Raw genomic sequence first — 24039 nt, 5'->3', positions numbered from 1 at the left:
TAGCCGAATGTGGCCCCCATCACCATGTGGCGCCCCCTGATCGTCCCGCCGTCACCGCCGCGGCGTCAGTGGGCGGCCGGCTGCGACTGATAGGGCGAGACGGTGCTGCGGTGCTCGTCGATGTCCAGAGCGGCGCCGAGCGGCGGGAAGGCCCGCTGCGCGCAGTTGGTGCGATCGCACACCCGGCAGCCCGCGCCGATCGGCGTGACCCGGGCCTGCGGGCCGATCTCCAGCCCGTCGGAGTAGATCACCCGTCCGGCGTGCCGCAACTCGCAGCCCATGCCGATCGCGAAGGTCTTGGGGGACTGGCCGTATCGCGCGGCACGGCGTTCGACGGTGCGGGAGATCCAGAAGTACTCGCGGCCGTCGGGCATCTCGGTGATCTGGGTGAGGATCTTGCCCGGCGAGCCGAAGGTCTCGTAGACGTTCCACAACGGGCAGGTGCCGCCGCTCGCCGAGAAGTGAAAGCTGGTGGCGGACTGGCGTTTGGACATGTTGCCCGCGCGATCGATGCGCACGAAGGTCCACGGCACCCCGCGCAGATTGGGGCGCTGCAGCGTGGAGAGCCGGTGGCAGATGGTCTCGTAGGACACCGAATAGAACGCGGACAGCCGCTCGATGTCGTAGCGGTAGTCCTCGGCGGCGCCGTGGAACTGGGAGTACGGCAGGATCGCCGCGGCGGCGAAGTAGCCGGCCAGCCCCTGGCGGGCCAGGGTGACGGCGTCCTCGTCGGAGAAGCTGCCCTCGGCGACGAGATCGTCGATCAGGTCGCCGAATTCGAGGAAGGCGATCTCCGAGGCCACCCGGAAACTGCGCTGGCCGGGGGAGAGGGCTGCCGAGAACTCCAGCAGCCGGGTGTTCGGATCGAACCGATGCAAGACGTTGTCGCCCAGGTCCACCCGGCGCATCACGCGCACGCCGTGCCGGTCCTCGAGCCGGTCGAGCAGTCCGGCCCGGATGTCGGCGGAGTGCATGCGCATCCGGGAGGTGAGCTCCTCGGCCGCCACGTCGAGTTCGTGAATGTAGTTGCGCCGGTTGTAGAAGTAGTTGCGCACCTCCTCGTGCGGCGCGCTGATCACTCCGCGCATCCCGGGATCGCCGCGGCCGGAGGTCACTGCCGCCAGCTGTTCGGAGACCAGCCGGTAGCGGCGATGCAGTTCGACCATCGATTCGGCGATCTGCCGGTGGCCGCTGACCATCGCGCTGATCTCGGCGGCCTCGGCGGCGCCGGGCGCGGCCTCGATGTCCTCCTCCATCAGGGCTTCGCGCAGTTCGGCGATCAGCCGGACGTCGTCGTGCGGATCGAAGAAGCCGATGTCGATGCCGTAGACCTCGCTGATGCGGCCGAGCACGGAGGCGGTGAGCGGCCGGGAGTCGTGCTCCATCTGGTTGAGGTACGACGCCGAGATGCCCAGGGTCTTGGCCATCGCCTGCTGGGACAGGCCTCGCTCGCCGCGGAGCTGCCGCAGCCGCGAACCGACGAACGTCTTGCTCATGGATTCCTCCTCGCCCTCCGGCGAACCGGTACGGTGACCGCGTGCCGAATCTTTCCAGCGTCCGCCGGCCGGCGACGGTCTTTCTGTGTGCGGTGAGCGCAGCCGGACTGCTCGCCGCCTGCAGCGGTGGCGACGACGAGTCCGAGTTGCCGCTGACGGCGCTGGTCCTGCCCTCCGATGCGCTGCCGGCCGGGTACACGGTCTTCCCCGCGGCGGTGGACGAGCTGGTCGCGGCCAACCGGCTCACGCTCGAGCAGGCGCAGTCGGTGACCTTCGAGCCCGCGGCGTGCGCGCCGACCGCCGACGCGCAGTTCAATCCGATGCTCACCGAGAAGAACACCGTGCTGCAGGTGGCGCAGTCGGACACCGCGACCCTCTCGGAGCTGGTCAGCACCGTGGTCCGCAACGTCGACGCCGACCGCCGGGCGACCACCGGCCGCTGCGCACTGGTCACCGCGGTGCCGTCCAAGGGCACTCTGGCCGGCGCCCGGATCGTCACCCGCAGCACCGAATTGCCCAGTCCCGCAGCCGAAGCGGTGGAGCAGGCACTGCTGGTGCGCTCGGAGACCATCACCACCATGCCCGACGGCGGCATCCGGACGCGCAGTTCGCTGCTGTCGAATGTGCTCGTCCGCCGGCCCGACGGCACGCAGATCACTCTGCAGCTCAATGTGGGCGGTCAGGACTCCGCCGTCACCCGGGAGGTCCCCGATCAGCTCACCGCCCCGATGAGCGACGAGGACTTCACCGCTCTGGTGGACCGGTCGGTCGAACGGGCTACCCGTCGGTAGCCTGACGTTCTGTGAGGTCACCCACAAATCTCCGGCGTCGATCGGGCCCGGCCGGTCCGGCCTGCCGCGGTCGTCGCGCAGCCCCCGACGTGCCGCGCCCCGTGGTTTTCGCAGTACGCGCGTACTTTTTGCGGTGTTGTGAAAGTGGGGCACCCCTCGATATTTACAAACTTTGCAAATCGGGTCAAAAAGATAGCCGCGTTTTGCACTTGACAAGGGCTGGACCAGGGAGTTTTCCGTGTGGCACAGTGTTGTCAGGCATTGCCTCGAGGCGCGGTTCGGTTTGCACAAACCGACGGCCGCTGGAAAACGAAGACACTGCACTGCCGCAGTCACGAAGAAAGCGAAGGCTATGAGCAACGTCGGAAAGCCGCGTACCGCCGCGGAGATCCAGAACGACTGGGACACCAACCCCCGCTGGAAGGGCATCAAGCGCGAGTACACCGCCGAGCAGGTCGCCGAGCTGCAGGGCAACGTCGTCGAGGAGCACACTCTCGCCCGTCGCGGCGCGGAGATCCTCTGGGAGGGTGTCACCAAGGGTGACGACAGCTACATCAACGCCCTCGGCGCACTCACCGGCAACATGGCCGTGCAGCAGGTGCGCGCCGGCCTGAAGGCCATCTACCTCTCGGGTTGGCAGGTCGCCGGTGACGCGAACCTCTCCGGTCACACCTACCCGGACCAGTCGCTGTACCCGGCCAACTCGGTGCCGTCCGTCGTCCAGCGCATCAACAACGCGCTGCTGCGCGCCGACGAGATCGCCCGCGTCGAGGGCGACGACTCGGTGGACAACTGGGTCGTGCCGATCGTGGCCGACGGCGAGGCCGGCTTCGGCGGCGCGCTGAACGTCTACGAGCTGCAGAAGGCCATGATCAAGGCCGGCGCCGCCGGTACCCACTGGGAGGACCAGCTCGCTTCGGAGAAGAAGTGCGGCCACCTCGGTGGCAAGGTGCTGATCCCCACCCAGCAGCACATCCGCACCCTGACCTCGGCCCGTCTGGCCGCCGACGTCGCGAACACCCCGACCGTCGTCGTCGCCCGTACCGACGCCGAGGCCGCCACCCTGCTGACCTCCGATGTGGACGAGCGCGACCGCCCGTTCCTGGACGGCACCCGCACCTCCGAGGGCTTCTACGGGATCAAGAACGGCATCGAGCCCTGCATCGCTCGCGCCAAGGCCTACGCTCCGTACGCCGACCTGATCTGGATGGAGACCGGCAAGCCCGACCTGGAGCTGGCCAAGAAGTTCGCCGAGGCGGTCAAGGCCGAGTTCCCGGACCAGCTGCTGGCCTACAACTGCAGCCCGTCCTTCAACTGGAAGCAGCACCTGGACGACGACACCATCGCCAAGTTCCAGAACGAGCTCGGCGCGATGGGCTTCAAGTTCCAGTTCATCACCCTGGCCGGCTTCCACGCCCTCAACTACTCGATGTTCGACCTGGCCTACGGCTACGCCCGCAACCAGATGTCGGCCTACGTCGACCTGCAGGAGCGCGAGTTCGCTGCTGAGGAGCGCGGCTACACCGCCACCAAGCACCAACGCGAGGTCGGTGCCGGCTACTTCGACCGGATCGCCACCACCGTCGATCCGAACACCTCCACCGCAGCCCTGAAGGGCTCCACCGAAGAGGGCCAGTTCCACTAGGAACCAGCTCCTTCTCACGGAGGATTGACGCCATGACGATCCCGGGTCAGGCAAGGGGGTCTCACCCCGCCTGGCCCGGGATCGTCTGCTAACCGGGTCGACCACGTCACACCTGACGCCGATTCGGTTTCCCGCCTACGTTTTTCCCCTACCTTCTTCACTAAGAGCTCTCGCCACGCCGTCCCCCCCGGCGCAAGAGTCACATCACGAATCAGGAGCCAACCATGGCAAGCGAAAAGATCTCGCGCGTCGGCGTCATCGGCGCCGGTCAGATGGGCGCCGGCATCGCCGAGGTGTGCGCCCGCGCGAACACCGACGTCCTCGTCTACGAGAGCACCCGGGAGCTGGCCGCCGCCGGCCGCGCCCGCATCCTGCGCTCGCTCGACCGCGGCGTGTCCAGCGGCAAGCTGACCGAACGCGAACGCGAACAGGCGACGTGGCGGCTGCGCTTCACCGACGATCTCGGCGACTTCGCCGACCGCCAGCTGGTGGTCGAGGCCGTCGTCGAGGACGAAGAGGTGAAGACCGAGATCTTCCGCGAGCTCGACAAGGTGGTCACCGACCCCAACGCCGTGCTCGCCTCCAACACCTCGTCCATCCCGATCATGAAGCTCGGAATGGCCACCGGCAACGCCGGCCGCGTCATCGGCATGCACTTCTTCAACCCGGTGCCGGTGCTGCCGCTGGTCGAGCTGGTCACCACCCTGATGACCGCGCCGGAGGTCAGCGAGCGCGCCGAGGCCTTCGCCCACGACGTGCTCGGCAAGCAGGTCGTCCGCTCGGCCGACCGCTCGGGCTTCGTGGTCAACGCGCTGCTGGTGCCCTACCTGCTCTCGGCCATCCGGATGGTCGAAAGCGGTTTCGCCACCGTCGAGGACATCGACAAGGCGATGGTGCTCGGCTGTGCTCACCCGATGGGCCCGCTCAAGCTCTCGGATCTGGTCGGCCTGGACACCGTCAAGGCGATCGCCGACAAGATGTACGAGGAGTTCAAGGAGCCGCTGTACTCGCCGCCGCCGCTGCTGCTGCGCATGGTGGAGGCGGGCCGGCTGGGCAAGAAGGCCGGACACGGCTTCTACCAGTACGGCGACAAAGTTTCGGCCAAGGCCTGACCGAACATTCTTCGAGTTCACCCACGTGGATAAGGTGCAGGCATGACGACGGCACGCGCTGACGGAATCGAACACGGCTCGTCGATCCTGGGGTACCCCCGGATCGGTGCCCGGCGCGAACTCAAGCACGCACTCGAGAGCTATTGGCACGGCTCGATCGGTCGCGAGGAACTCCTCGCGACCGGTCGGGACCTGGCCGAGAGCACCTGGCGCGAGCTGGCGGCGACGGGCCTGGAACAGGTGCCCGGCAACACCTTCTCGTTCTACGACCACGTGATGGACAACGCGCTCATGTTCGGTGCGCTGCCCCGGCGCTTCGAGCCGCTGGCCGCCGAACTCGAGCCGATCGATCTGTACTTCGCGATGGCCCGCGGCAAGCCGGACTTCCCGCCGCTGGAACTGCGCAAGTACTTCAACACGAACTACTACTACCGGCAGCCGATCATCGATCCGGACGTCGAGTTCTCGCTGGAGACCTTCCCGGCGCTGTCGGACATGCTGCTCGACGAGCACCGCCGTGCGGCCGCCGCCGGCATCGAGCTGCGGCCGATCATGCTCGGCCCGGTCAGTCTGCTGCTCATGTCCGGCGCTCCGGCCGATGCGCCGGAGGACTTCACCCCCCTCGATCGTCTCGACGATCTGGTGGAGGTCTACATCAAGCTCTTCGAGAAGCTCTCGAAGCAGAACACCAAGTGCGTCCAGCTCGACGAGCCGGCGTTCACCTCCGATCGCACCCCCGAAGAGCTCGAGGCGCTGCACCGGGCGTATCAGCGGCTCGGCCACGCCGGTCTGCGGCCGCGCATCCTGGTCACCGGCGAATACGGCGATCTGGGACCGGCCCTGCCGATCCTGGCCGAGTCCCCGATCGAGGCCATCGGCCTGGACCTGATCAGCGCACCGCTCAGCGCGGCGGCGCTCGGCAAGATCCCCGGACTCAAGCGCAAGCGGCTCTACGCCGGCGTGATCGACGGCCGGAACATCTGGAAGGCCGCCAAGGGAGGCAAGCTCGACTACCTGCTGGAGATCAAGAAGGAGATTCCCGATCTGGTGGTGTCCACCTCGTGCACGCTGATGCACGTCCCGGTGGACAAGCTGATCGAGCCGGACATCCCCGGCGACGTGGCCGACCGGCTCTCGTTCGCCAAGCAGAAGGTCGGCGAGGTGATCGCGCTGGCCAAGGCCATCACCCACGGCGCCCCCGAGCACTGGTACACCCGCCCGACGTCGGTGCACTTCAAGCTCAAGCACGATGTGCGGCAGCGGGTGGCCAACATCCGGCCGGACCAGCGCGAGCGTGCGCCCTACCCGGAGCGCAAGGCCGCGCAGGAGGCCGCCCTGGGGCTGCCTCCGGTGCCGACCACCACGCTCGGCTCGTTCCCGCAGACCGAGGACGTCCGCCGCGCCCGCTACTACTACGGGCAGGGTCGGCTCACCTGGGACGAGTACGCGGACCGGCTGCGCGAGGAGATCAAGCGCGTCATCGAGTTGCAGGAGGACATCGGTCTGGACGTGCTGGTGCACGGCGAGGCCGAACGCAACGACATGGTCCAGTACTTCGCCGAGCTGATGGACGGCTACACCTTCACCCACATGGGCTGGGTGCAGGTGTACGGCTCGCGCTATGTGCGGCCGCCGATCCTCTACAGCGACGTCAAGCGCAAGGGTCCGATGAGCGTCGAGTGGATCTCGTACGCGCAGTCGCTGACCGACAAGCCGGTCAAGGCCATCCTGACCGGTCCGGTGACCATGCTGGCGCGGTCGTTCGTGCGGCAGGACCAGCCGCTGCACGAGACCGCCGAGCAGCTGGCGCTGGCGATCCGCGACGAGGTGCGCGACCTGGAACAGGCCGGCATCAAGATCATCCAGGTGGACGAGCCGTCGATCCGGGAGCTGCTGCCGCTGCGCGAGCGCGGCCGGGAGGGCTACCTGGACTGGGCGGTGGCGGCGTTCAGGCTGGCCACCGGTGGCGCCAAACCGGAGACGCAGATCCACACGCATCTGGGCTATTCGTCGATCCAGCAGGTGGTGGAGGCGTTCAACGCCCTCGACGCCGATGTCACGTCGATCGTGGCGACCCGCAAGATCGAGTGGGTGCTCGAGGAGCTGACCGAACACGGCACGGCCATCGAACGGCAGGTGGGGCCGGGTGTGTACGAGAGCCGCAGCGCGGTGATCCCGGACATCGCCACCATCGATGAGCGGCTCACCCGGGCCGCGTCGGTGATCGACCCGGCACGGTTGTGGGCCAATCCGGACGGCGGACTCAAGACCCGGCACTACTGGCAGCTCGAGCCCTCGCTGCGGAACATGGTGGCGGCGGCTCGCCGCCTGCGCCGGCGGATGGCCGACGGGCAGTAGCGACGGCCGGGGTGGGCGGTCGCGGCCGGTGCTGTGACCGTCCCGCCCGTCGCGGGTGGTCCGTGAACTGAACCACATCTGCTAGCACAGTGCTTGCAAGAGTTAGCATTGCAGGTCATACTAGTGGTGTAAGAAATTCAGATACCGCCCCTGCAGGTAGTCGCCGTACCGGGTGGATCAACTCGAAGGAGTTGCCATGAGCACCGCCGAACGCACCCTCCCCACCCCCGTCTACGCCGTCGTCGGCGCCGGAGACATCGTCGTGCAGGAGACCAAGGACGCCATCGATCGTCTGCGGAACCGCGCCGAGACCGCCCAGGCCCGCCTGGTCGAGACCGGCACCAAGCTCTCCGAGCTGCCCACCGACCTCGACGTCGAGGAGCTGCGCAGCAAGCTGAACAAGGATGAGCTGCTCAAGCTCGCCGGCCCGTACCTGGAGACCGCCACCGGCTTCTACTCCTCGCTCGCCGAGCGCGGCGAGGGCGCCGTGGAGCGGCTGCGCTCCACCGCTCGCGTGCAGGAGAACCTGGACCGCGTGGGCAAGGCCTACAACGACGCCGTCGACCGCACCGAGGGCGCCATCGGCGCCGTCTCCTCGCAGACCCGCGCCGCCGGTGAGAAGGCCGCCGCGCTGGCCGGCCGCACCGCCGGCAAGGTGGGCGACGTGGCCGTGGCCATCGAAGAGGCCGGCGACAAGGCGCTCTCCGACAGCAAGGTCGCCGTGTCCAAGGTCGTCGACGCCGCCGCCGCCGTGGAAGAGGCCGGCGACAAGGTCAAGGCCGACGCCGACACCGCCGCCAGCAAGATCGACGGCGCCGCCGGCACCGTCGAGGCCAAGGCCCGTACCGCCAAGAGCAGCCCGGCCAAGCGGATCTCCGCCGCCAAGGCTCCGGCCAAGAAGACCACTGCGCGCAAGGCGCCGGCCCGCAAGGCCGCCCCGAAGACCGAGAAGTGAGTCCTCGCTCAGCCCGCTGAGCGAACCAGACAGTCGGCAAGACCCTGCTCCCCGAGGGGAGAGCAGGGTCTTGCCGCATCCGGCGGTGCCGGGTTCAGTCGGAGGCGGCGAGCCGCTGCTTCTCGGCGGCCACGTCGAAGTCGGCCGGCGGCCAGCTCAGGTCCAGCCCGCGCAGCGTCTGCAGCAGCAGCCGGGCCACCGCCAGCCGTGAGAACCACTTGCGGTTGGCCGGAATCACGAACCACGGCGCGTGATCGGTGTCGGTGGTGTCGAAGATCGCCTGGTAGGCGTCCAGATAGTCGTCCCAGTAGGCGCGCTCGTCCACATCGCCTGGGTTGTACTTCCAGAACTTGTCCGGCCGGTCGAGCCGTTCGGCCAGACGGGTCTTCTGCTCGTCCTTGGAGACCACCAGGGCGCATTTGATCACCGTGGTGCCGGCCGCGGTCAGCTCGGCCTCGAACTCGTTGATCAGGTCGTAGCGCTGCGACCAGACCGACTCCGGCACCAGGCCGTGGACCCGGACGGGGAGCACGTCCTCGTAGTGCGAGCGGTCGAAGACACCGATCCGGCCGGCCCGCGGCAGCGCCTTGTGGATTCGCCACAGGAAGTCGTGGGCCAGCTCTTCGGGGGTGGGTTTGCCGAAACCGGTGATCGCCAGCCCCTGCGGATCGAGCAGGCCGCCGACATGCCGGACGATCCCGCCCTTGCCGGCGGTGTCCATGCCCTGCAGCACCAGCAGCACGCTGCGGGTGCCGCCGGACCGGCCCTGCGCGAAGAGCATCTCCTGCAGATCGGAGAGCTCCTCGCCGTACTGTGCGAGCAGCTTCTCGCCGTCCTCGCGGTCGCCGTCGAAGCCGGGGGTCCGGTCGGGATCGAACTCGGCGATCGGACCGAGGGTCCCGGCGCGCAGCGCCTGCCACGGCTCCTGCGACCAGAGGGCCCCGTCCTTCGTGTTCTTGTCCTTCGCCGACTTCTTGCCCATGCGCGTCGTCCGTTCTCTCGAGGTGCGGAAACCGCCCGGCGCTCAGCCGGGCGGGAACAGCGCGCCGCCGCCGAACGCGGCGCGGTGCGAGGCCGGAGCGGTGCCGTCGTCGTTGGTCAGCCCGTAACGCGCACCCAGTTCGGCGGAGATGAGGGTGTGCCCGGACAGCTGCGGCAGCCGCTCGTCGCCGGCCAGCCGGTCGATCACCCGGCCGATGAAGGTGGGATCCTCGGCCTCGCTGAGCGGGAAGCCGGCGAACTCGGTCAGCCCCGATCCGAGCAGCAGCTCGGTGCGCACCAGACCGGGCCAGAGCGACACCGCCGACACCCCGGTGCCGGCCAGCTCGTGGGCCATGTCGAAGGTCATCTTGTCCAGCGCGGCCTTGCTCATCCCGTACAGCACCGAATGCAGGTGGCCGCGGGTGCCGAACGACGAGATGGAGGCGATCAGCCCCGAACCCTGGGAGGTCATCTGCGCGGCGGCGTGTACCGAGGCGACGTAGTGCGCGCGCAGACCCACCGTGATGAGGGTGTCCCAGTCGCTGATCGGCCGCTCCCAGAACTTCTCGGTGAATCCGGCGAAGCCCGGTGGCGACGCCCAGACGTTGTTCACCAGCAGATCCAGCCGGCCGGCCTGCTCGCGGACGTCCCCGAAGACCTGCGCCACCGCCTCGTCGTCGCGGTGATCGCAGGCCAGCGCGGTGACCCCGTCCGGACCGTCGCCGCGGCGCGAGGTGCCGAAGACCTGCCAGCCGGCTTCGGCCAGCGCCGACGAGATCCCTTTGCCCACACCGCGACTGACGCCGGTGACCAGTGCCACCCGGGACGTGCTCATGGCTGTCGTACTCCTTGTCCGGGGTCGGTCTGCCCGGAATCGACGGGGCGCAGGATCGGCGGGATCTGCGGGGGATCTGCGGTGAACCGTTCGGGCGATCCGTCGGCCATCACGATCCCGGCCACACCGCCCCAGATGAGCATGGTGAGCCGGTCGGCGAGCAGCTCCGGCGCCAGGCTCTGGTCGGAGATCCACCACTCGAGCACCCGGTCGGCGCTGCCGACCATCGCCAGCGCCCAGACACCGGCGCCGTCGGTCTCGGCGCTGCGGTCGGCGAGCCGGCCGGCCAGCGTCGACTCGATGGTGCTGGCCAGGATCCGGTGGGTGGCCGCGCCGCGCTTGGCCGAATCCTGCGAGGCGCAGAACCGGTAGACCGCGGTGTTGTCGGCGACGACGCCCACACACACCCGGATGACGGTGTGCACCAGCTCGTAGTCGTCGAGCTCCTCGGTGAGCGACTCGGTCAGGGCCGGCAGCACCGTCTCGGCCAGGAAGACGTCGGTCACCGCATCGGCCAGCTCGTTGCGGTCGGCGAAGTAGCGGTACAGCACGGTCTTGGAGACCCCGATGTGCCGGGCGATCTCGTCCATTCCGGCCCGGTACCCCAGCTCCTGGACCGCGGTGATCGTGCCCTCGATCAGCTCGCTGCGGCGACGCTGTTTGTGCTGATCCCAGCGCTGTTTTCGGCCGTCGCCGGTCACCGCCTCGACCGCCGGCGCCACCATCCGCTGCTCGAGCTCACGGGTGAGCATCGCCGCGGCGTTCACGGCGGCGCGGGCGGCGGTTGCGGGTCGGGACAGATTGGCCATCACGGCAACTCTAAACGTGCCGTGGCTCGCACCGCCCGTGATGGGTGAGACTTGAGGGCATGACCACATCTGTGTCCGCGCCGGCGCACCGGCCCAGCAGTCCGGCCGGTGTCGGTGAAGCCGATGCCGAGCGGACCCGCAATCTGCGCAAGATGAAGGTGATGGCGACCAGCCTGCTGGGGCTGGCCGCCGTCGTCTACTTCCTCACCCGCTGGATCGAGCACCGGGACGGCGCCGACGTGGCCGCCTGGGTGGGCTACGTGCGGGCGGCCTCCGAGGCGGGCATGGTCGGTGCCCTCGCGGACTGGTTCGCCGTGACCGCGCTCTTCCGGCAGCCGCTGGGGCTGCCGATTCCGCACACCGCGCTGATCCCGCGCAAGAAGGATCAGATCGGCGACCAACTCGGCGGCTTCATCGAAGAGAACTTCATGACCCCCGAGGTGATCGAGGAGCGGGCGGTGAGCCTGGACCTTCCCGGCCGGGTCTCGCACTGGCTCGCCGACCCCGAGCACGCGGACCGGGTCAACGCCGAGGTGTCCCGCGGCCTGAAGGTGGTCTCGGAGATGCTGCGCGACGAGGACGTCGAAGCCTTCATTCAGGCGTGCCTCAAATGGGCCGCCGAACCGCTGTGGGCGCCGCCGCTCGGCCGTGTGCTGCAGCAGCTGGTGGACGAGGAACGACTCGAACCGGTGATGCAGATGCTCTGCGACCGGGCGCACGAGTGGGCGCTCGGCAGCGGCCCGCTGATCGAGCGCATCGTCGACCGTGACGTGGGTCCGTCCTGGAAGCCGAAGTTCGTCAGCGATCTGCTCGGCGACCGGATCTACCGCGAACTCACCGAGTTCACCTACAAGGTGCGCGACGATCCGCAGCACGACATGCGCCGGTCGCTGCACGCCTTCGTCCAGCAGTTCGCCGACGACCTGCAGAACGATCAGGAGCTGATCGACAAGTTCGAGGGCATCAAGACCGAACTGCTCGGCCGCGACGAGGTGACCGGTGCGGCGTCGACGGCCTGGTCGGCGGGCAAAGCGGTGATCGAGCAGATGCTCGACGACCCGCATTCCACCCTGCGCACCTCGATCTCCACGGCGGTGACCGACCTGGCCGTGCGCATCCGCGACGACCGGCCGCTGCAGGAGAAGATGAACGGCTGGGTGGCGCGGGTGGCCCGGCACGTGGCCGACAACTACGCCACCGAGATCATCTCGGTGATCACCGACACTGTCCGCGGCTGGGATGCCGAAGAGACCAGCCGCAAGATCGAATTGCAGGTGGGCCGGGATCTGCAGTTCATCAGGATCAACGGCACCGTGGTCGGTTCGCTGGCCGGACTGGTGATCTACACCGTCTCGGTGCTGGTGTTCGGCTGATCACACCCGTACGGGTATCAAGCCGGCGTGCTTGCACTTGCTAGCACCCGCTCGGATACTGGAGGGGAGAGGACGGGCAGCAGACGTGAACGAGCAGGACCAGACCGGCGGACCGAGGCGCGCCGACGACGATCAGACGGGTGCCGGGGCCCCAGAAGAGAAGCAGTCCAACACGGCGGGCGACAAGTCCGACGCCGACGAGAGCCAGTCCAACCTGGACGCGGCGGCGGACGCGGTGACCAACGCCGCTCAGGACATCGGAAGCTTCATCCGTTCGCAGCGGGTGGCGGCCAAGGTCTCGCTGCGCCAGCTCGCCGACCGGGCCGGGGTCTCCAATCCGTACCTGTCGCAGATCGAGCGGGGGCTGCGCAAGCCGTCGGCCGATGTGCTCTCGCAGATCGCCAAGGGCCTGCGGGTCTCGGCCGAGGTGCTGTATGTGCGGGCCGGCATCCTCGAGGAGCGGCCGGCCAGCCCGGTCCGCGACGCCCTGCTCGCCGACACCGCGATCAACGAGCGGCAGAAGCAGATGCTGCTGGAGATCTACGAGTCCTTCCGCAACGAGAACGCCGGACAGGCGCAGGGCGACGACTCCGCCGCCGCGGCTGCCGGCTGAGGGCATGTCCTAAGGTGGACGGCGTGACTGTTGCCGATGTGGTCTACAACATCCAGTACTACCTGTTCTGGATCCTGACCATCCTCACCGTCGTCGGGGCCGTGGTATCGCTGATCCACGCCGTCGCGACCCGGCCCGATGCCTTCACCGCCGTCGACGCGCAGAGCAAGGTCTTCTGGGTGGTGGTGACGGCGGTGAGCACCCTGGTGGGTGGCTTTCTGGGCGCCTTCTCGCTGCTGTCGATGCTCGGCATCTTCTATCTCGCGGCCGTCGTCGCGGTGATCGTCTACCTGGTGGACGTGCGCCCGCGGGTCGACGAGGTGCAGGGCAAGTCCTGGTTCCGGAAGTCGGCGTGACCGAGTACCGGATCAACGAGCTCGCCGAGGTCTCCGGCGTCAGCGTCCGCAACATCCGCGTCTACCAGGACCGCGGGCTGCTGCCGCCGCCGGAGCTCCGCGGCCGCACCGGCTGGTACTCCGAGGAGCATCTGGTCCGGCTGAACCTGATCGCGCGGCTGCTCGACCGCGGTTACACCTTCGCGACCATCAGCGAGCTCCTGATCGCGGCCCAGCACGGGATGAAGGTCGAGCACATGCTGCGCGCCGCCCCCAAGCCGGGCCGGATACGCAGCTTCAAACGGGCCGCCACCATCACCATCTCGGAGCTGCGCAAGTCCCTCGGCGCCACCGACCGCGCGATCAGCCTGAGCCAGAAACTCGGGCTCCTGGCCAAGGACGGGGCGCACTACGCCGTTCGCAGCCCGGAAGTCCTCGAGAGTGCGGAGTTGCTGGTCAAGCAGGGCGTCGACATCGAATCGCTGCTCGAACGGTGGGTGCGCGTAGAGTCAGATCTATCCGATGTAGCGTCGAGCTTCGTCTCGATCATCACCGACCGGTTCTTTGACGAGAACCTGCCGAATCTGAGCGAGAAGTCGATGTCGGAGCTGGCGGAGCTGATCGCGACGGTTCGGCCGATGGCCTACCAGATCGTCGAATCGACCTTCAGCAAGGCGCTCGACGCGGAGATCTCCAAGGCGATCGGCGAGGCGAGCACGTACTTCGATGAAAATGGTGAGAGTGATGAGCGAGAATCCTGAGTCCGGTGCGCCCCGCAGCCTGGCGCGCACCCTGGGCCGCGCAGCCCTGGTGGTTGGCGGAGCCCTCGCCGCCCTGACCGCGGCCGACGTCGCCGTGGTGGCCGGCGGCATCCTGCGGGCGGCCTACCGCTATCCGCGGCCGGTCGAGGACGGTCCGGACCCGCTGCTGGCACCGCCGCGGAACATGCGCTCGTCCGCCGTGGGCGCCGCCGACGGCGCGCTGCTGCACGTGGAGACCTCCACCGACCTCGAGACGCATCCCAGCGATGAGGTGCTGGTCTTTGCGCACGGCTGGACCTGCAGCACCCGATTCTGGAACGCGCAGGTCAACCACTTCGCCGGTGAGCGGCCGATCATCGCCTACGACCAGCGCGGGCACGGACTGTCCGAGATGGGCCGCACCAAGCCCAGCGTGGAGCTGCTCGGGCAGGACCTCGAGGCGGTCCTCGAGGCCACCCTGCCGGCCGGCAAGCGGGCGGTGCTGGTGGGCCACAGCATGGGCGGCATGACCCTGATGTCCTGGGCGCAGCAGTTCGGCGCGCAGATGAGCGACCGGATCGCGGCGATGGTTCTCGTCGACACCGCGGCCCGGGACGTGGTGCAGAATCAGCAGCTCACCCCGCCGACCCTTCCGCGTTTCACCGCCCCGGTCAATCCGCTGATCGCCCGGGCGTTCACCTCGTTGCCGGTCCCGTTGCCGAGCAACGAGCAGACCAGCGTGCTCTCGCATTACATCGCGCTCGGCCCGCAGGTGCGCGCCGCGCACGTCGAGTTCAGCGACAGCCTGATCGCCGGCAACCCGCCCACCACCCGTGCGGCATGGGGCAGCGCCATGTACCACCTGGACGTGATCGCCGGTCTCGAGGCGATCAGCGTGCCCACCACCGTGGTGGTCGGCTCGGCGGATCTGCTGACCCCCGTCGAGCAGTCCGAGTTCATGGCCGCGACGCTGGCCCGCAACGGGGTGCTCGCCGGCCTGGTGAACTACCCCGGCGCCGGGCACATGGTGCCGATCGAACGCAGCACCGAGTTCAACGCGGTGCTCGAACAGGTGCTGGCCGGGATCGCCGAGGACAGCGCCGCGGGCTGAACCACCCGCCGCGTCCGGTCAGGCCGGCAGGGCGCAGCCGACGAAGACCGGCTCCGGGTGCAGGCTCACGCCGAACTCCGCCCGCACCCCGTCGCGCACCCGGGCGGCCAGCTCGATCAGATCAGCGGTTCTCGCCGCGCCCCGGTTGGTCAGCGCCAGCGTGTGTTTGGTCGACAGCCGCGCCGGAGCCTGCGGGCCGGGAAAGCCCTTGACGAAGCCCGCCCGCTCGATCAGCCAGCCGGCAGACAGTTTGGTGCCGCCGTCGGCCGGGAACTGCGGGATCCGCACCTCGTCGCCGAGTCGCGCACGGATGCGGTCGAGGATCTGCGGCAGCTCACCGGCCGCAACGATCGGATTGGTGAAGAACGAACCGGCGCTCCAGGTGTCGTGGTCGGCGTCGTCGAGCACCATGCCCTTGCCGCGGCGCAGTTTCAGTACCTGGGCGCGCACCAGGGCCGCGTCGGCGGACTCGCCCTCGGCCACCCCGAGGGCCGCGGCCAGTTCGCGATAGCGGATCGGTGCCGACCGGCCGCCGTCGCCGAGCCGGAACGAGACCGCTAGCACCACCTCGTCGTCGCGGCCCTTGAGCCGGCTGGTGCGGTAGGCCAGGCCGAGGTCTTCCGGTGCGTGCCAGGCGATCTCGCCGGTCCGGCGGTCCAGCAGCTGCACACCGCGCAGTGCCTGCGCCACCTCCACGCCGTACGCGCCCACGTTCTGGACCGGGGTGGTGCCGGCGGCGCCGGGGATGCCCGAGAGGCATTCGAGGCCGCCGAAGCCGTTCTCGACGGTCTCGGCCACCAGCCGGTCCCAGTTCACCCCGGCCGCCGCAGTGACATGCGGGCCGGTCTCGTCGGCGCCGAACTCGATGCCGTCGGTGGCCACCAGAACAGCGGTTCCGGGGAAGCCGTCGTCGCCGATCACCAGGTTGGAACCGCCGCCGATGAGCAGGATCGGCTCGCCGGCGCGGTCGGCGCCGGTGACCGTCGCGATCAGCTCCTCGGTGGTGCGGCAGACGGTCAGGTTGCGCGCCGGGCCACCCAGACGAAGGGTGGTGAACTCGGCCAGGTTCCGGTGCTGTGCGCTCACATCGGTAACGGTAGCCTGAACGCCATGGCGACCAACTTCGAGCATTCCGTCGAGTACCCGTTCTCCACCGGGCGGCTGTGGGAGCTCATCACCGGTGAGCAGTACTGGAACGACTTGATGGAGGCCACCAACGCCGGCCACGGATCGGTGGAGTCCGTCTCGGCCGAGGGCGACGAGCTGACCGTGACCACCAAGCAGGGCGTCGGTGCCGAGAACCTGCCGTCGGTGATCACCAAGGTGCGCCCCGGCGACCTGGAGATCCCGCGCAGCATCGTCTACCGCCGCGCCGGGGACCGGATCACCGGGCGGATGGAGGCCTCGGTCACCGGGGCCCCGGCCAAGATCTTCGGCGACATCGTGATCAGCGGAGATCCCGCGGTCGCCCGCTACGAAGGCCGGGCCGAGGTGGGCATTCCGTTCGTCGGCGGGAAGATCGAGAAGGCGGTCATCGAGCAGGTCGAGCAGCTCCTCGACGCGGAAAGGGATGCCACCGTCGATTTCCAGCAGCGTTAATTCGTCGTTACGCTGGCTTTCATGGCACGGCAGCTCAGCTACTCCGCGCGCTTCACGCATCCAGCGGAGAAGATCTACAAGGCCCACCTCGAACGTCGGTACTGGGACGACATGATGGCGGGTTTCCGCATGCTCACGCCCATCTCCGAGGTCGAGGAGTTCGAGTCGGGCGACGACGGCATGCGGGTGGTCCTCAAGCAGGCCATCACCCGTGACATGCTGCCGCCGATCGCCCAGACCGTGATGGTCAAGGACATGATGATCACCCGGGTGGAGACGCTCGAGCGCTTCGACGACGCGCAGACCCCGGGCACCTACACCGCGTCCATCCCGGCCGGGCCCGGCAGCCTCACCGGCGAGCAGGTCCTGGTGCCCACCGAGACCGGCTGCACGCTGCGCAAGACCACGCAGGTGAAGGTCTTCATCCCCTTCGTCAACGGCAAACTCGAGCAGCTCATGCTGGTCAACCTCGTCGACCTGTTCCGCGCCGAGGGCGAGTTCACCTCGTACTGGGTGGGCGAGCACCTGTCCTGAGGTGACCGGCGGACGGGGGCCGGGCCGCGGCGGCCCGTCCGGACGCATCACCCGCGGCACCACCGGCATCAACCGGCTGCGTCGCATCGACCGGTGGATGGCACACGATCGGCGCATCGCGGCGGCGCTGACCGGCGTCCCCGAGCCGCTGGCCGTGGACCTGGGCTACGGCGGGCGCCCGGATACTGCGGTGGAGATGGCGAGCCGCCTGCGCACCGTGAATCCCCGGCTCGCGCTGGTGGGGCTGGAGATCGATCCCGAGCGGATCGTCGGCCCGCGCGGAGGCGTGGAGTTCGCCCTCGGCGGTTTCGAACTGGCCGGACTGCGGCCGCAGCTGGTGCGCGCCTTCAATGTGCTGCGGCAGTACGACGAGGACGAGGTGGCCGGCGCCTGGGCCCAGCTGCAGTCCGGGCTCGCGCCGGGCGGCTATCTGGTGGAGGGCACCTGCGACGAGATCGGCCGCCGGGTGTGCTGGATCCTGCTCGACGCTCAGGGGCCGCTCGAACTGACTCTGTGCTGGGCCCCGGCGCACACCGGCCGGCCCTCCGAGCTGGCCCCGCGGCTGCCGAAGGCGCTCATTCACCGCAATGTGCCGGGGGAGCGGGTGCACGATCTGCTCGCCCTGGCCGATCGCTGCTGGGAGATGGCAGCCGGCCAGGAACCCTTCGGCCCGCGCGCCCGGTGGCGGGCGGCGGCCGGCCTGATGCGGGACCGGGGCGTCCCGGTCTCGTGCGGGCGGGGCCGGCAAGTGGACAATCTACTCACCGTACCCTGGGAGTTCGTTCGGCCGAACAGCTGATCGCCTGACCGCACGGAGTCGCGGGCGGGCTTTACGATGCTGCCATGAGCACGCCCGACGAGCGCAACGGTCAGTCCGCCGAAGACGGGGCCGCCGCCGATCCGTACGGCAGCGGCACCACCCCGTACACGGCCTACGGGAGCCAGGCCTACAGCGACGAGGCGGCCTACGGGTCACAGGCCTACGGCGACGGGGCTTACGGGGACCAGGTGTACGGGGACCAGGCGTACGGGGAACCGACCATGATCGGCGGAACGTATCCCACCCAGTACCCGTCGGCCGGGCAGTACCCGGCGGGTGGTCAGTATCCCTCGGGCGGCCAGTATCCGGCGGGTGGTCAGTATCCCTCGGGCGGTCAGTATCCGGCCGGCGGTCAGTATCCGATGATGCCGCCGCCCGGCGGCTCCGGCGGAGGCTCGGCCAAGGCCGTGCAGATCGGGCTGAGCGTGCTGATCGTCGTGCTGCTCGCAGTGGGCGGATTCCTGCTCTGGAAGTGGCAGAGCGGCGACAGCCCGGGCGGCTCGGGATCGAGCACGGCCGTGACCACCACGACCACCGAGACCACCACCACCTCGGAGACGACGAGCACCACCACCACCAGCACGCCCGCGAACCCCGGTGCGGCGCTGCGCCAGCAGGCCGACGCCGACTACGCGCAGATGGCCGGCCCGCTCAACAACACCTGGACGGCGCAGATCAGTGCCAAACAGCAGGGGCTCGTCGCCGACGGCAAGACCTGGTACGACACCGACATCCTCGAGCAGTACCAGAGCTTCGCCTCGCGCTATCCGAACGCCAAGCTGCTGTGGAGCGGGCAGTGGCCGGTGTTCAACCACAGCGACTGGTGGGTGACCGTCATCGCCGACCGGTTCACCACCCCGGAGGCCGCCAACGGCTGGTGCCGTCAGCAGGGATTCTCCCCGGACGACTGCTTCGCCAAACTGATCAGCTCCAGCCGCGGACCGACCGGCACCACCGTCTACTGGAAGTGACATGCGGATAGCACTGGCACAGGTCAACTCGGGCACCGATCCGCAGGCCAATCTCGAGATCGTCCGCGAGCACACGCGGGCGGCCGCGGCCGACGGCGCCGAGCTGGTGGTCTTCCCGGAGGCGATGATGTGCCGCTTCGGTGTGCGGCTGGACACGGTCGCGCAGCCGCTGGACGGTCCGTGGGCCGGTGCCGTCGCCGCGCTCGCCGACGAGACCGGGGTGGCGGTGGTGGCCGGCATGTTCACTCCGGCCGGCGACGGCCGGGTGCGCAACACCCTGGTGATCGCCGTACCGGGCCGGCCGGTGCAGGGCTACGACAAGATTCATTTATTCGATGCATTCGGCTTCGCCGAGTCGGCGACGGTGGCACCGGGCGATCAGCCTGTGGTCTTCGAGCTGTCGGGCCACCGCATCGGGGTGGCCACCTGCTACGACATCCGGTTCCCGCGGCTGTTCACCGAACTGGCGCGGCGCGGCGCGGAACTGATCGTCGTCCCAGCGTCGTGGGGTGACGGGACCGGAAAGCTGCCGCAGTGGCAGCTCCTGGCCTCCGCGCGGGCGCTCGACAGCACGACGTTCGTGGCCGCGGTGGGGCAGGCGCTGCCCGACGACCCGCAGGCCGCCGCATCGTCGGCGCCGACCGGCATCGGCCATAGCCGGATCTCAGATCCGTTCGGTAGCGTAGTCGCCGACTACGGCCCCGGCGTGACGCTGGGCGTGCACGAGTTGGACCTGACCACCGCCCACCGGGCGCGGGATGCGCTGGCCGTCTTGGCCAATGAGCGCCCGATCGCCCGGCTGGACCGGACAGAGTAGAGGCAGATGAGCGAACACACTCCCGGTACCGGCGACGCCGACGACACCGGCGCGCAGCCTGCGGTACCGGACGACTCGACGACGGAATCCACCGAGAAGCCCCAAAGTACCGAGAAGCCCCAAAGTACCGAGAAGCCTCAAAGTACTGAGAATCCCCAGAGCGCCCAGGAGTCTCAAACCCCGAAAGAGCCTCAAACCCCGGAGGATTCCCCGACCCCGAAGGATTCCCCGGCCCCGAAGGATTCCCCGGCTGCGCAGGACTCCCCGGCCGCGGCGGGTGCCGATACCCCGAAGGGCCCTGCCGCCATCGAGGGCGCAGCGCCCGCGGAGGGTGCTCGGCCGACCGGGCCGGTGGATCCGCGGCGGCTGCCCACCCGGGAGATCGATCCGCAGGCGACGACGCCGGCCGGGCACGCCTACGCCTCGGGCGGACCGCGCCCGGAGGCCAACGGACCCAAGACCCGGGTGCCGCTGTCCGAGCCGAGCGATCCGCGCCGCCCCGCCACCGCGAAGATGCCCGCCGCCGACGGCTTCACGCCCATCGATTCCGGTGGTCCGCACGCCGATCCCGCCCCGTCCTCCCCCGAGGTGGTGCGGGCGGCGCCGGCCGGGAAGAAGGGCGGCCGTCACCGCGGCCGCACCATCGCTCTGGTCTCGGTGGCGCTGGTGCTGGTGCTGGTGATCGCCGGAGTGAGCACCGAACTCTACTTCCGCAGCAAGGTCACCAACTGTCTGCAGAACGCCTTCGGCAATCTCACCGGCAGCACCACCGAGGTCTCGATGCCGCGGCGCCCGATGCTGATCAACTGGATCGACGGCAAGGTCCAGTGGGTGCAGGTGGACACCGAAGGCAAGCGCGACGCCGGCGAGATGGATCTGCATGCGCGCGCCGAGAACGTGGCCAACGACGGCACCAAGGCCTCGAAGATCGAGGGCACGGCGTTCGTGCCGTATTCGCGGGTGCGGGAACTCGCCGACACCGGTGACGAAGGCTCGCCGACGATCGACTCGATCACCGGTGATGCCCAGTCGGGAACCCTGCAGATCGACTCGACCTACCGGTTGGCCTTCCTCTCGGTGCCGGCCAAGGTCCGGGTCAAACCGACCGTGCAGAACGGCCGGGTCGAGTTCACGGTGGAGGAGGCCAGTGCACTGGTCTTCGGACTGCCCAACGACTTCGCGCAGGAGCTCGTCGATCAGGTCACCGACAGCATGCTCGGCCCGATCTTCGACGAGATCCAGGTGCACAACCTCAAGGTGACCGACGAGGGCATCGACTTCAGCTTCCTCGGCGAGGACGTCGACCTGAACTCGGCCTCGGCGGTCAGCAACTCGTCCAACGTCAAGTGCTGACCGCCGGCCTCGGCTGAGCGGGGACGAGCGGGCCGGTCAGGCGCAGACTGTGGTCATGCGCAGGCTGTGGTCACGCGAAGACGACTGTCTTGCGGCCGTGCACCAGGACCCGGTCCTCGAGGTGCCAGCGGGCGCCGCGGGCGAGCACCAGGGTCTCGATGTCGCGGCCCTGCCGCACCATGTCGGCGGCGCTGTAATCGTGATTGATCCGGATCACGTCCTGCTCGATGATCGGTCCGGCGTCGAGGTCGGCGGTCACATAGTGGCAGGTGGCGCCGATCAGTTTGACCCCTCGTTCGAAGGCCTGATGGTAGGGCCGGGCGCCGACGAAGCTCGGCAGGAAGCTGTGGTGGATGTTGATCGCCCGTCCCGCCCAGGCCTCGCACAGCTCGGGCGGCAGGATCTGCATGAACCGGGCCAGCACCACCGCGTCGGGCCGGTAGGCGTCGACGATCTCGCGCAGCCGTCCGAATGCCGCGGTCTTGGCGGCGGCCCGCTCCTCCGGCGTCCCGTCGGCGGCCGACGGGAAGGGCACATGGTGGAAGGGCACCCCGTAGTGCTCGGCGAGCGGCTGCAGATCGCGGTGATTGCCGACGACGGCGCGGATCGCCGCCGGGAACTCGCCTCGGGCGGCCCGGGAGAGCAGGTCGGACAGACAGTGGCTGTCCCGGCTCACCAGCAGCACCGCCGACTTCTCGGTACCGGTGTCGGTGAGCCGCCACTCGGTCTCCGGGCCCAGCCCGTCGGCGACCGCGGCGAAGCGTTCACGCACCTGCTCGACGTTAAGCGCCACCGAATCGGCGCGCACCGCCTGCCGGGTGAAGAACCAGCCCGATGTGGGGTCCGAGTGGTAGGCGGCCTCGGTGATCCAGCCGCCGATCTCGGCCAGGAATCCGGAGATGGCGGCGACGATGCCGGTACGGTCCGGGCAGCCGAGCGTCAGCACGTAGCGGCGCTCGTCGGTGCCGGCGGGGTCCGGCCGTGGGGAGGTCTGGGCGTTGCTCACCGCTCCAGTGTGCCAAGCTCATTGGCGTGACAGAAAACAAGCTGACCCGCTCCGAGGTCGCGGCCATGGTCGACCACACCCTGCTCAAGCCGGAAGCGACCCGCGGCGATGCCGAGGCGACCGTCGCGCAGGCCGCCGAGCTGGGCGTCTACGCGGTGTGCCTGTCGCCGTCGATGCTGCCGATCGACACCGGTGAGCAGCGGACCTGTGTGGTCGCCGGATTCCCGTCGGGCAAACATCATTCGCTGGTGAAAGCCGCCGAGGCGCGCCTGGCGGTCGATTCCGGCGCCCACGAGGTGGACATGGTGATCGACGTCGGTGCCGCTGTGGACGGACGGTTCGACGAGATCTTCGCCGACGTGATCACCGTCCGCGAGGGCTGCGGCGACGCCGTGCTCAAGGTGATCGTGGAATCGGCGGTGCTGCTCGAGACCATCGGTGCCGACGGACTGACCGAGGTCTGCCGACGGGCGGTCGAGGCGGGTGCGGATTTCGTGAAGACCTCCACCGGATTTCATCCGGCCGGCGGGGCCGACGTGGAGGCGGTGCGGGTGATGCGCGCGGCGGTGGGAGACGACGCCGGGGTGAAGGCCTCCGGCGGTATCCGGACCGCCGAGTTCGCCGCCGAGCTGATCGCGGCCGGTGCCAGCCGGCTGGGGCTCTCGGGAACCGCGGCGGTCCTCGCCGGCTTCCCGGAGTAGTCCCGCCCGAACGTTCACGCGACATCCGGATCTTCGCGCTCCCGATCGATCGGGAGCACGAAGATCCGAATGTCGCGCCAAGCGGCGAGTCCGGTTCGGGCGTCAGTCGTCTTCGCGCAGGTGGCCGAGTACCAGGGCCAGTTTGAGCCGGGCCCGCGAGCATCGGCTCTTGACGGTGCCGGCCGGGATCCCGAGCAGCCGGGCGGTCTCCTGAACCGATCGGCCTTCGACGTCGACGGCGACGACGACGGCCCGCTGGTGGGCGGGCAGGACGTCCAGGGCCCGGCCGATCGAGAGCGCCAGGTCCACGTTGTCGGTGAAGTCCTGGACGTGGTCGGCCAGGGCGCCGTCCCATTCGGGCAGCGGGCACACGCTGTGCGACTTGTTCCGCCGTCGGCGGTCGAGGCAGGAGTTCACGACGATGGTGTGCATCCAGCTGACCACCGTGCAGTCGGACCGGAAGTGACCGGCGGTCCGGAAGATGCTCAGCAGGGCGTCCTGGAGGGCGTCGGCGGCATCGTCGGGATCGCCGGTCGTGCGCAGGGCCACCGCCCACAGATGTTGTCGATGCCGGTTCACCAGTTCGGTGAACGCCGAGCCGTCTGACCTGGCACAAGCTGCCAGCAGGTCGGCATCGCTGACTGTTTGTGCAATCCCCCCGAATGACATGGGAAGAACAGTAATCACAGCGCGTCGGTTGAAATCGGCGTTTTAGCCTCGATCTTTCATCCGGTGCCTATCCCTGCCTGAGCGGTTCGGATTGATTGCGGCAGGGCTGATTTTGCGGTTCGGGTACGACAGGCTGGCCGGTTGCCGCCGGATCACGGCCGGGTTTCACGGGCCCGGAGGGTGTCTTTCAGGTCGTTCGGATACGTCAGGACACGCTGGTCACGTGCTGTTCGGGTAGCCGTCGAGACGATCGAGCCCGGCGATCAGCAGACCGGTGTACTTGGCACGGGCATCGAACCGCAGCCGTCGCTGACGGGCGGGCCGAGCGATCCGAGCCGCGATCGCGAACAACCGAAGACGCAATGTCGTCAACTCCCACGTGCGGGCATCAGTGCTGGTCAACGCCAGCAGCTGC

At 68.9% G+C, this 24039-nt stretch carries 24 protein-coding genes and 1 pseudogene; 17 read left to right on the top strand and 8 right to left on the bottom strand.

From position 1 onward, the window contains the following. Positions 1-65: 65 nt before the first annotated feature. Positions 66-1496 carry an acetate metabolism transcriptional regulator RamB gene (gene ramB, locus ACJMNC_RS15695; RefSeq protein WP_408948901.1) on the bottom strand — a complete coding sequence of 477 codons (1431 nt, stop codon included), beginning with the start codon at positions 1494-1496 and terminating at the stop codon, positions 66-68. 41 nt (positions 1497-1537) lie between these two features. On the opposite strand from ramB, the gene ACJMNC_RS15690 reads away from it, so the two are divergent. The 5 genes from ACJMNC_RS15690 (at position 1538) to ACJMNC_RS15670 (ending at position 8357) form a co-directional block, all read left to right on the top strand. After that, positions 1538-2287 (top strand): hypothetical protein, encoded by a 750-nt coding sequence (locus tag ACJMNC_RS15690; RefSeq protein ID WP_408948900.1) that lies wholly within the window; start codon positions 1538-1540, stop codon positions 2285-2287. 352 nt (positions 2288-2639) lie between these two features. After that, the gene (aceA, locus tag ACJMNC_RS15685; RefSeq protein WP_408948899.1) at positions 2640-3932 is read left to right on the top strand and encodes an isocitrate lyase; all 1293 of its coding nucleotides are present in this window, start codon (positions 2640-2642) and stop codon (positions 3930-3932) included. Positions 3933-4156: 224 nt separating this feature from the next. Further along, entirely contained in the window at positions 4157-5044 is an 888-nt protein-coding gene (locus ACJMNC_RS15680; protein ID WP_408948898.1) for a 3-hydroxybutyryl-CoA dehydrogenase, read from the top strand. A gap of 42 nt (positions 5045-5086) precedes the next feature. After that, positions 5087-7402: a 5-methyltetrahydropteroyltriglutamate--homocysteine S-methyltransferase gene (metE, locus tag ACJMNC_RS15675; protein ID WP_408948897.1), complete on the top strand. Its 2316-nt coding sequence runs from the start codon at positions 5087-5089 to the stop codon at positions 7400-7402. A 196-nt stretch (positions 7403-7598) separates the two neighbouring features. Then, positions 7599-8357: a heparin-binding hemagglutinin gene (locus ACJMNC_RS15670; protein WP_408948896.1), complete on the top strand. Its 759-nt coding sequence runs from the start codon at positions 7599-7601 to the stop codon at positions 8355-8357. A gap of 94 nt (positions 8358-8451) precedes the next feature. Here the strand turns inward: ACJMNC_RS15670 and ACJMNC_RS15665 are convergent, their stop codons facing one another. The 3 genes from ACJMNC_RS15665 to ACJMNC_RS15655 are packed head-to-tail and all read right to left on the bottom strand — an operon-like array spanning position 8452 to position 10982. Next, complete coding sequence (locus ACJMNC_RS15665) at positions 8452-9339, bottom strand: polyphosphate kinase 2 family protein (RefSeq protein ID WP_408948895.1); 888 nt, start codon at positions 9337-9339, stop codon at positions 8452-8454. Between the two features lie 42 nt (positions 9340-9381). Next, entirely contained in the window at positions 9382-10173 is a 792-nt protein-coding gene (locus tag ACJMNC_RS15660) for an SDR family NAD(P)-dependent oxidoreductase (protein ID WP_408948894.1), read from the bottom strand. After that, positions 10170-10982: a TetR family transcriptional regulator gene (locus ACJMNC_RS15655; RefSeq protein WP_408948893.1), complete on the bottom strand. Its 813-nt coding sequence runs from the start codon at positions 10980-10982 to the stop codon at positions 10170-10172. The genes ACJMNC_RS15660 and ACJMNC_RS15655 overlap by 4 nt, the downstream gene beginning before the upstream one ends. 59 nt (positions 10983-11041) lie before the next feature. Between ACJMNC_RS15655 and ACJMNC_RS15650 the strand changes: the two genes are divergently transcribed. The 5 genes from ACJMNC_RS15650 to ACJMNC_RS15630 all read left to right on the top strand — a co-directional run bounded on the left by ACJMNC_RS15650 (position 11042) and on the right by ACJMNC_RS15630 (position 15154). Further along, the gene (locus ACJMNC_RS15650; protein ID WP_408948892.1) at positions 11042-12355 is read left to right on the top strand and encodes a DUF445 domain-containing protein; all 1314 of its coding nucleotides are present in this window, start codon (positions 11042-11044) and stop codon (positions 12353-12355) included. Between the two features lie 85 nt (positions 12356-12440). Then, entirely contained in the window at positions 12441-12968 is a 528-nt protein-coding gene (locus ACJMNC_RS15645; protein ID WP_408948891.1) for a helix-turn-helix domain-containing protein, read from the top strand. Between the two features lie 23 nt (positions 12969-12991). Further along, positions 12992-13324, top strand: a complete 333-nt coding sequence (locus ACJMNC_RS15640) for a DUF2516 family protein (protein WP_408948890.1) — start codon at positions 12992-12994, stop codon at positions 13322-13324. Then, a complete protein-coding gene (locus ACJMNC_RS15635; RefSeq protein ID WP_408948889.1) occupies positions 13321-14064 on the top strand; it encodes a MerR family transcriptional regulator in 744 nt (247 codons plus the stop codon). Before ACJMNC_RS15640 ends, ACJMNC_RS15635 begins: the two co-directional genes overlap by 4 nt. After that, positions 14048-15154 carry an alpha/beta fold hydrolase gene (locus tag ACJMNC_RS15630; RefSeq protein ID WP_408948888.1) on the top strand — a complete coding sequence of 369 codons (1107 nt, stop codon included), beginning with the start codon at positions 14048-14050 and terminating at the stop codon, positions 15152-15154. The genes ACJMNC_RS15635 and ACJMNC_RS15630 overlap by 17 nt, the downstream gene beginning before the upstream one ends. A gap of 18 nt (positions 15155-15172) precedes the next feature. Here the strand turns inward: ACJMNC_RS15630 and ACJMNC_RS15625 are convergent, their stop codons facing one another. Then, on the bottom strand, positions 15173-16285 hold the full coding sequence (locus tag ACJMNC_RS15625) for a UDP-N-acetylmuramate dehydrogenase (RefSeq protein ID WP_408948887.1): 1113 nt from the start codon (positions 16283-16285) through the stop codon (positions 15173-15175). Here ACJMNC_RS15625 and ACJMNC_RS15620 point away from each other — a divergent pair. The 6 genes from ACJMNC_RS15620 to ACJMNC_RS15595 are packed head-to-tail and all read left to right on the top strand — an operon-like array spanning position 16265 to position 21248. Continuing rightward, complete coding sequence (locus tag ACJMNC_RS15620; protein ID WP_408948886.1) at positions 16265-16753, top strand: DUF2505 domain-containing protein; 489 nt, start codon at positions 16265-16267, stop codon at positions 16751-16753. The genes ACJMNC_RS15625 and ACJMNC_RS15620 overlap by 21 nt on opposite strands. 21 nt (positions 16754-16774) lie before the next feature. Next, a complete protein-coding gene (locus tag ACJMNC_RS15615; protein WP_408948885.1) occupies positions 16775-17287 on the top strand; it encodes a DUF2505 domain-containing protein in 513 nt (170 codons plus the stop codon). Positions 17288-17333: 46 nt separating this feature from the next. Further along, the gene (locus ACJMNC_RS15610) at positions 17334-18086 is read left to right on the top strand and encodes a class I SAM-dependent methyltransferase (protein WP_408948939.1); all 753 of its coding nucleotides are present in this window, start codon (positions 17334-17336) and stop codon (positions 18084-18086) included. Between the two features lie 44 nt (positions 18087-18130). Beyond that, a complete protein-coding gene (locus tag ACJMNC_RS15605) occupies positions 18131-19078 on the top strand; it encodes a hypothetical protein (protein ID WP_408948884.1) in 948 nt (315 codons plus the stop codon). A 1-nt stretch (position 19079) separates the two neighbouring features. Beyond that, complete coding sequence (locus ACJMNC_RS15600; RefSeq protein ID WP_408948883.1) at positions 19080-19895, top strand: carbon-nitrogen hydrolase family protein; 816 nt, start codon at positions 19080-19082, stop codon at positions 19893-19895. Positions 19896-19901: 6 nt separating this feature from the next. Further along, a complete protein-coding gene (locus tag ACJMNC_RS15595; protein WP_408948882.1) occupies positions 19902-21248 on the top strand; it encodes an LmeA family phospholipid-binding protein in 1347 nt (448 codons plus the stop codon). Between the two features lie 70 nt (positions 21249-21318). Here the strand turns inward: ACJMNC_RS15595 and purU are convergent, their stop codons facing one another. Continuing rightward, on the bottom strand, positions 21319-22254 hold the full coding sequence (purU, locus tag ACJMNC_RS15590) for a formyltetrahydrofolate deformylase (RefSeq protein WP_408948881.1): 936 nt from the start codon (positions 22252-22254) through the stop codon (positions 21319-21321). 26 nt (positions 22255-22280) lie between these two features. Here purU and deoC point away from each other — a divergent pair, with 26 nt between their 5' ends. Then, complete coding sequence (gene deoC, locus ACJMNC_RS15585) at positions 22281-22955, top strand: deoxyribose-phosphate aldolase (RefSeq protein WP_408948880.1); 675 nt, start codon at positions 22281-22283, stop codon at positions 22953-22955. Positions 22956-23057: 102 nt separating this feature from the next. Here deoC and sigM read toward each other — a convergent pair whose 3' ends face one another. Both sigM and ACJMNC_RS15575 read right to left on the bottom strand, forming a co-directional pair. Next, entirely contained in the window at positions 23058-23624 is a 567-nt protein-coding gene (gene sigM / locus ACJMNC_RS15580) for an RNA polymerase sigma factor SigM (RefSeq protein WP_408948879.1), read from the bottom strand. Positions 23625-23843: 219 nt separating this feature from the next. Further along, positions 23844-24039 (bottom strand): annotated as a pseudogene (locus ACJMNC_RS15575) (IS1380 family transposase); the annotation flags it as partial.

The organism is Gordonia sp. VNK21 (genome assembly GCF_046098115.1).
Classification (GTDB): domain Bacteria; phylum Actinomycetota; class Actinomycetes; order Mycobacteriales; family Mycobacteriaceae; genus Gordonia.
This window is presented reverse-complemented; position numbering and strand designations above follow the sequence as displayed.

Bases quoted from the DNA above. Each gene is read 5' to 3' on its own strand.
- ramB (WP_408948901.1), bottom strand. From the start codon at position 1,496: ATGAGCAAGACGTTCGTCGGTTCGCGGCTGCGGCAGCTCCGCGGCGAG.
- aceA (WP_408948899.1), top strand. From the start codon at position 2,640: ATGAGCAACGTCGGAAAGCCGCGTACCGCCGCGGAGATCCAGAACGAC.
- ACJMNC_RS15680 (WP_408948898.1), top strand. From the start codon at position 4,157: ATGGCAAGCGAAAAGATCTCGCGCGTCGGCGTCATCGGCGCCGGTCAG.
- metE (WP_408948897.1), top strand. From the start codon at position 5,087: ATGACGACGGCACGCGCTGACGGAATCGAACACGGCTCGTCGATCCTG.
- ACJMNC_RS15670 (WP_408948896.1), top strand. From the start codon at position 7,599: ATGAGCACCGCCGAACGCACCCTCCCCACCCCCGTCTACGCCGTCGTC.
- ACJMNC_RS15665 (WP_408948895.1), bottom strand. From the start codon at position 9,339: ATGGGCAAGAAGTCGGCGAAGGACAAGAACACGAAGGACGGGGCCCTC.
- ACJMNC_RS15660 (WP_408948894.1), bottom strand. From the start codon at position 10,173: ATGAGCACGTCCCGGGTGGCACTGGTCACCGGCGTCAGTCGCGGTGTG.
- ACJMNC_RS15655 (WP_408948893.1), bottom strand. From the start codon at position 10,982: ATGGCCAATCTGTCCCGACCCGCAACCGCCGCCCGCGCCGCCGTGAAC.
- ACJMNC_RS15650 (WP_408948892.1), top strand. From the start codon at position 11,042: ATGACCACATCTGTGTCCGCGCCGGCGCACCGGCCCAGCAGTCCGGCC.
- ACJMNC_RS15630 (WP_408948888.1), top strand. From the start codon at position 14,048: ATGAGCGAGAATCCTGAGTCCGGTGCGCCCCGCAGCCTGGCGCGCACC.
- ACJMNC_RS15620 (WP_408948886.1), top strand. From the start codon at position 16,265: ATGGCGACCAACTTCGAGCATTCCGTCGAGTACCCGTTCTCCACCGGG.
- ACJMNC_RS15625 (WP_408948887.1), bottom strand. From the start codon at position 16,285: ATGCTCGAAGTTGGTCGCCATGGCGTTCAGGCTACCGTTACCGATGTG.
- ACJMNC_RS15615 (WP_408948885.1), top strand. From the start codon at position 16,775: ATGGCACGGCAGCTCAGCTACTCCGCGCGCTTCACGCATCCAGCGGAG.
- ACJMNC_RS15605 (WP_408948884.1), top strand. From the start codon at position 18,131: ATGAGCACGCCCGACGAGCGCAACGGTCAGTCCGCCGAAGACGGGGCC.
- ACJMNC_RS15600 (WP_408948883.1), top strand. From the start codon at position 19,080: ATGCGGATAGCACTGGCACAGGTCAACTCGGGCACCGATCCGCAGGCC.
- ACJMNC_RS15595 (WP_408948882.1), top strand. From the start codon at position 19,902: ATGAGCGAACACACTCCCGGTACCGGCGACGCCGACGACACCGGCGCG.
- sigM (WP_408948879.1), bottom strand. From the start codon at position 23,624: ATGTCATTCGGGGGGATTGCACAAACAGTCAGCGATGCCGACCTGCTG.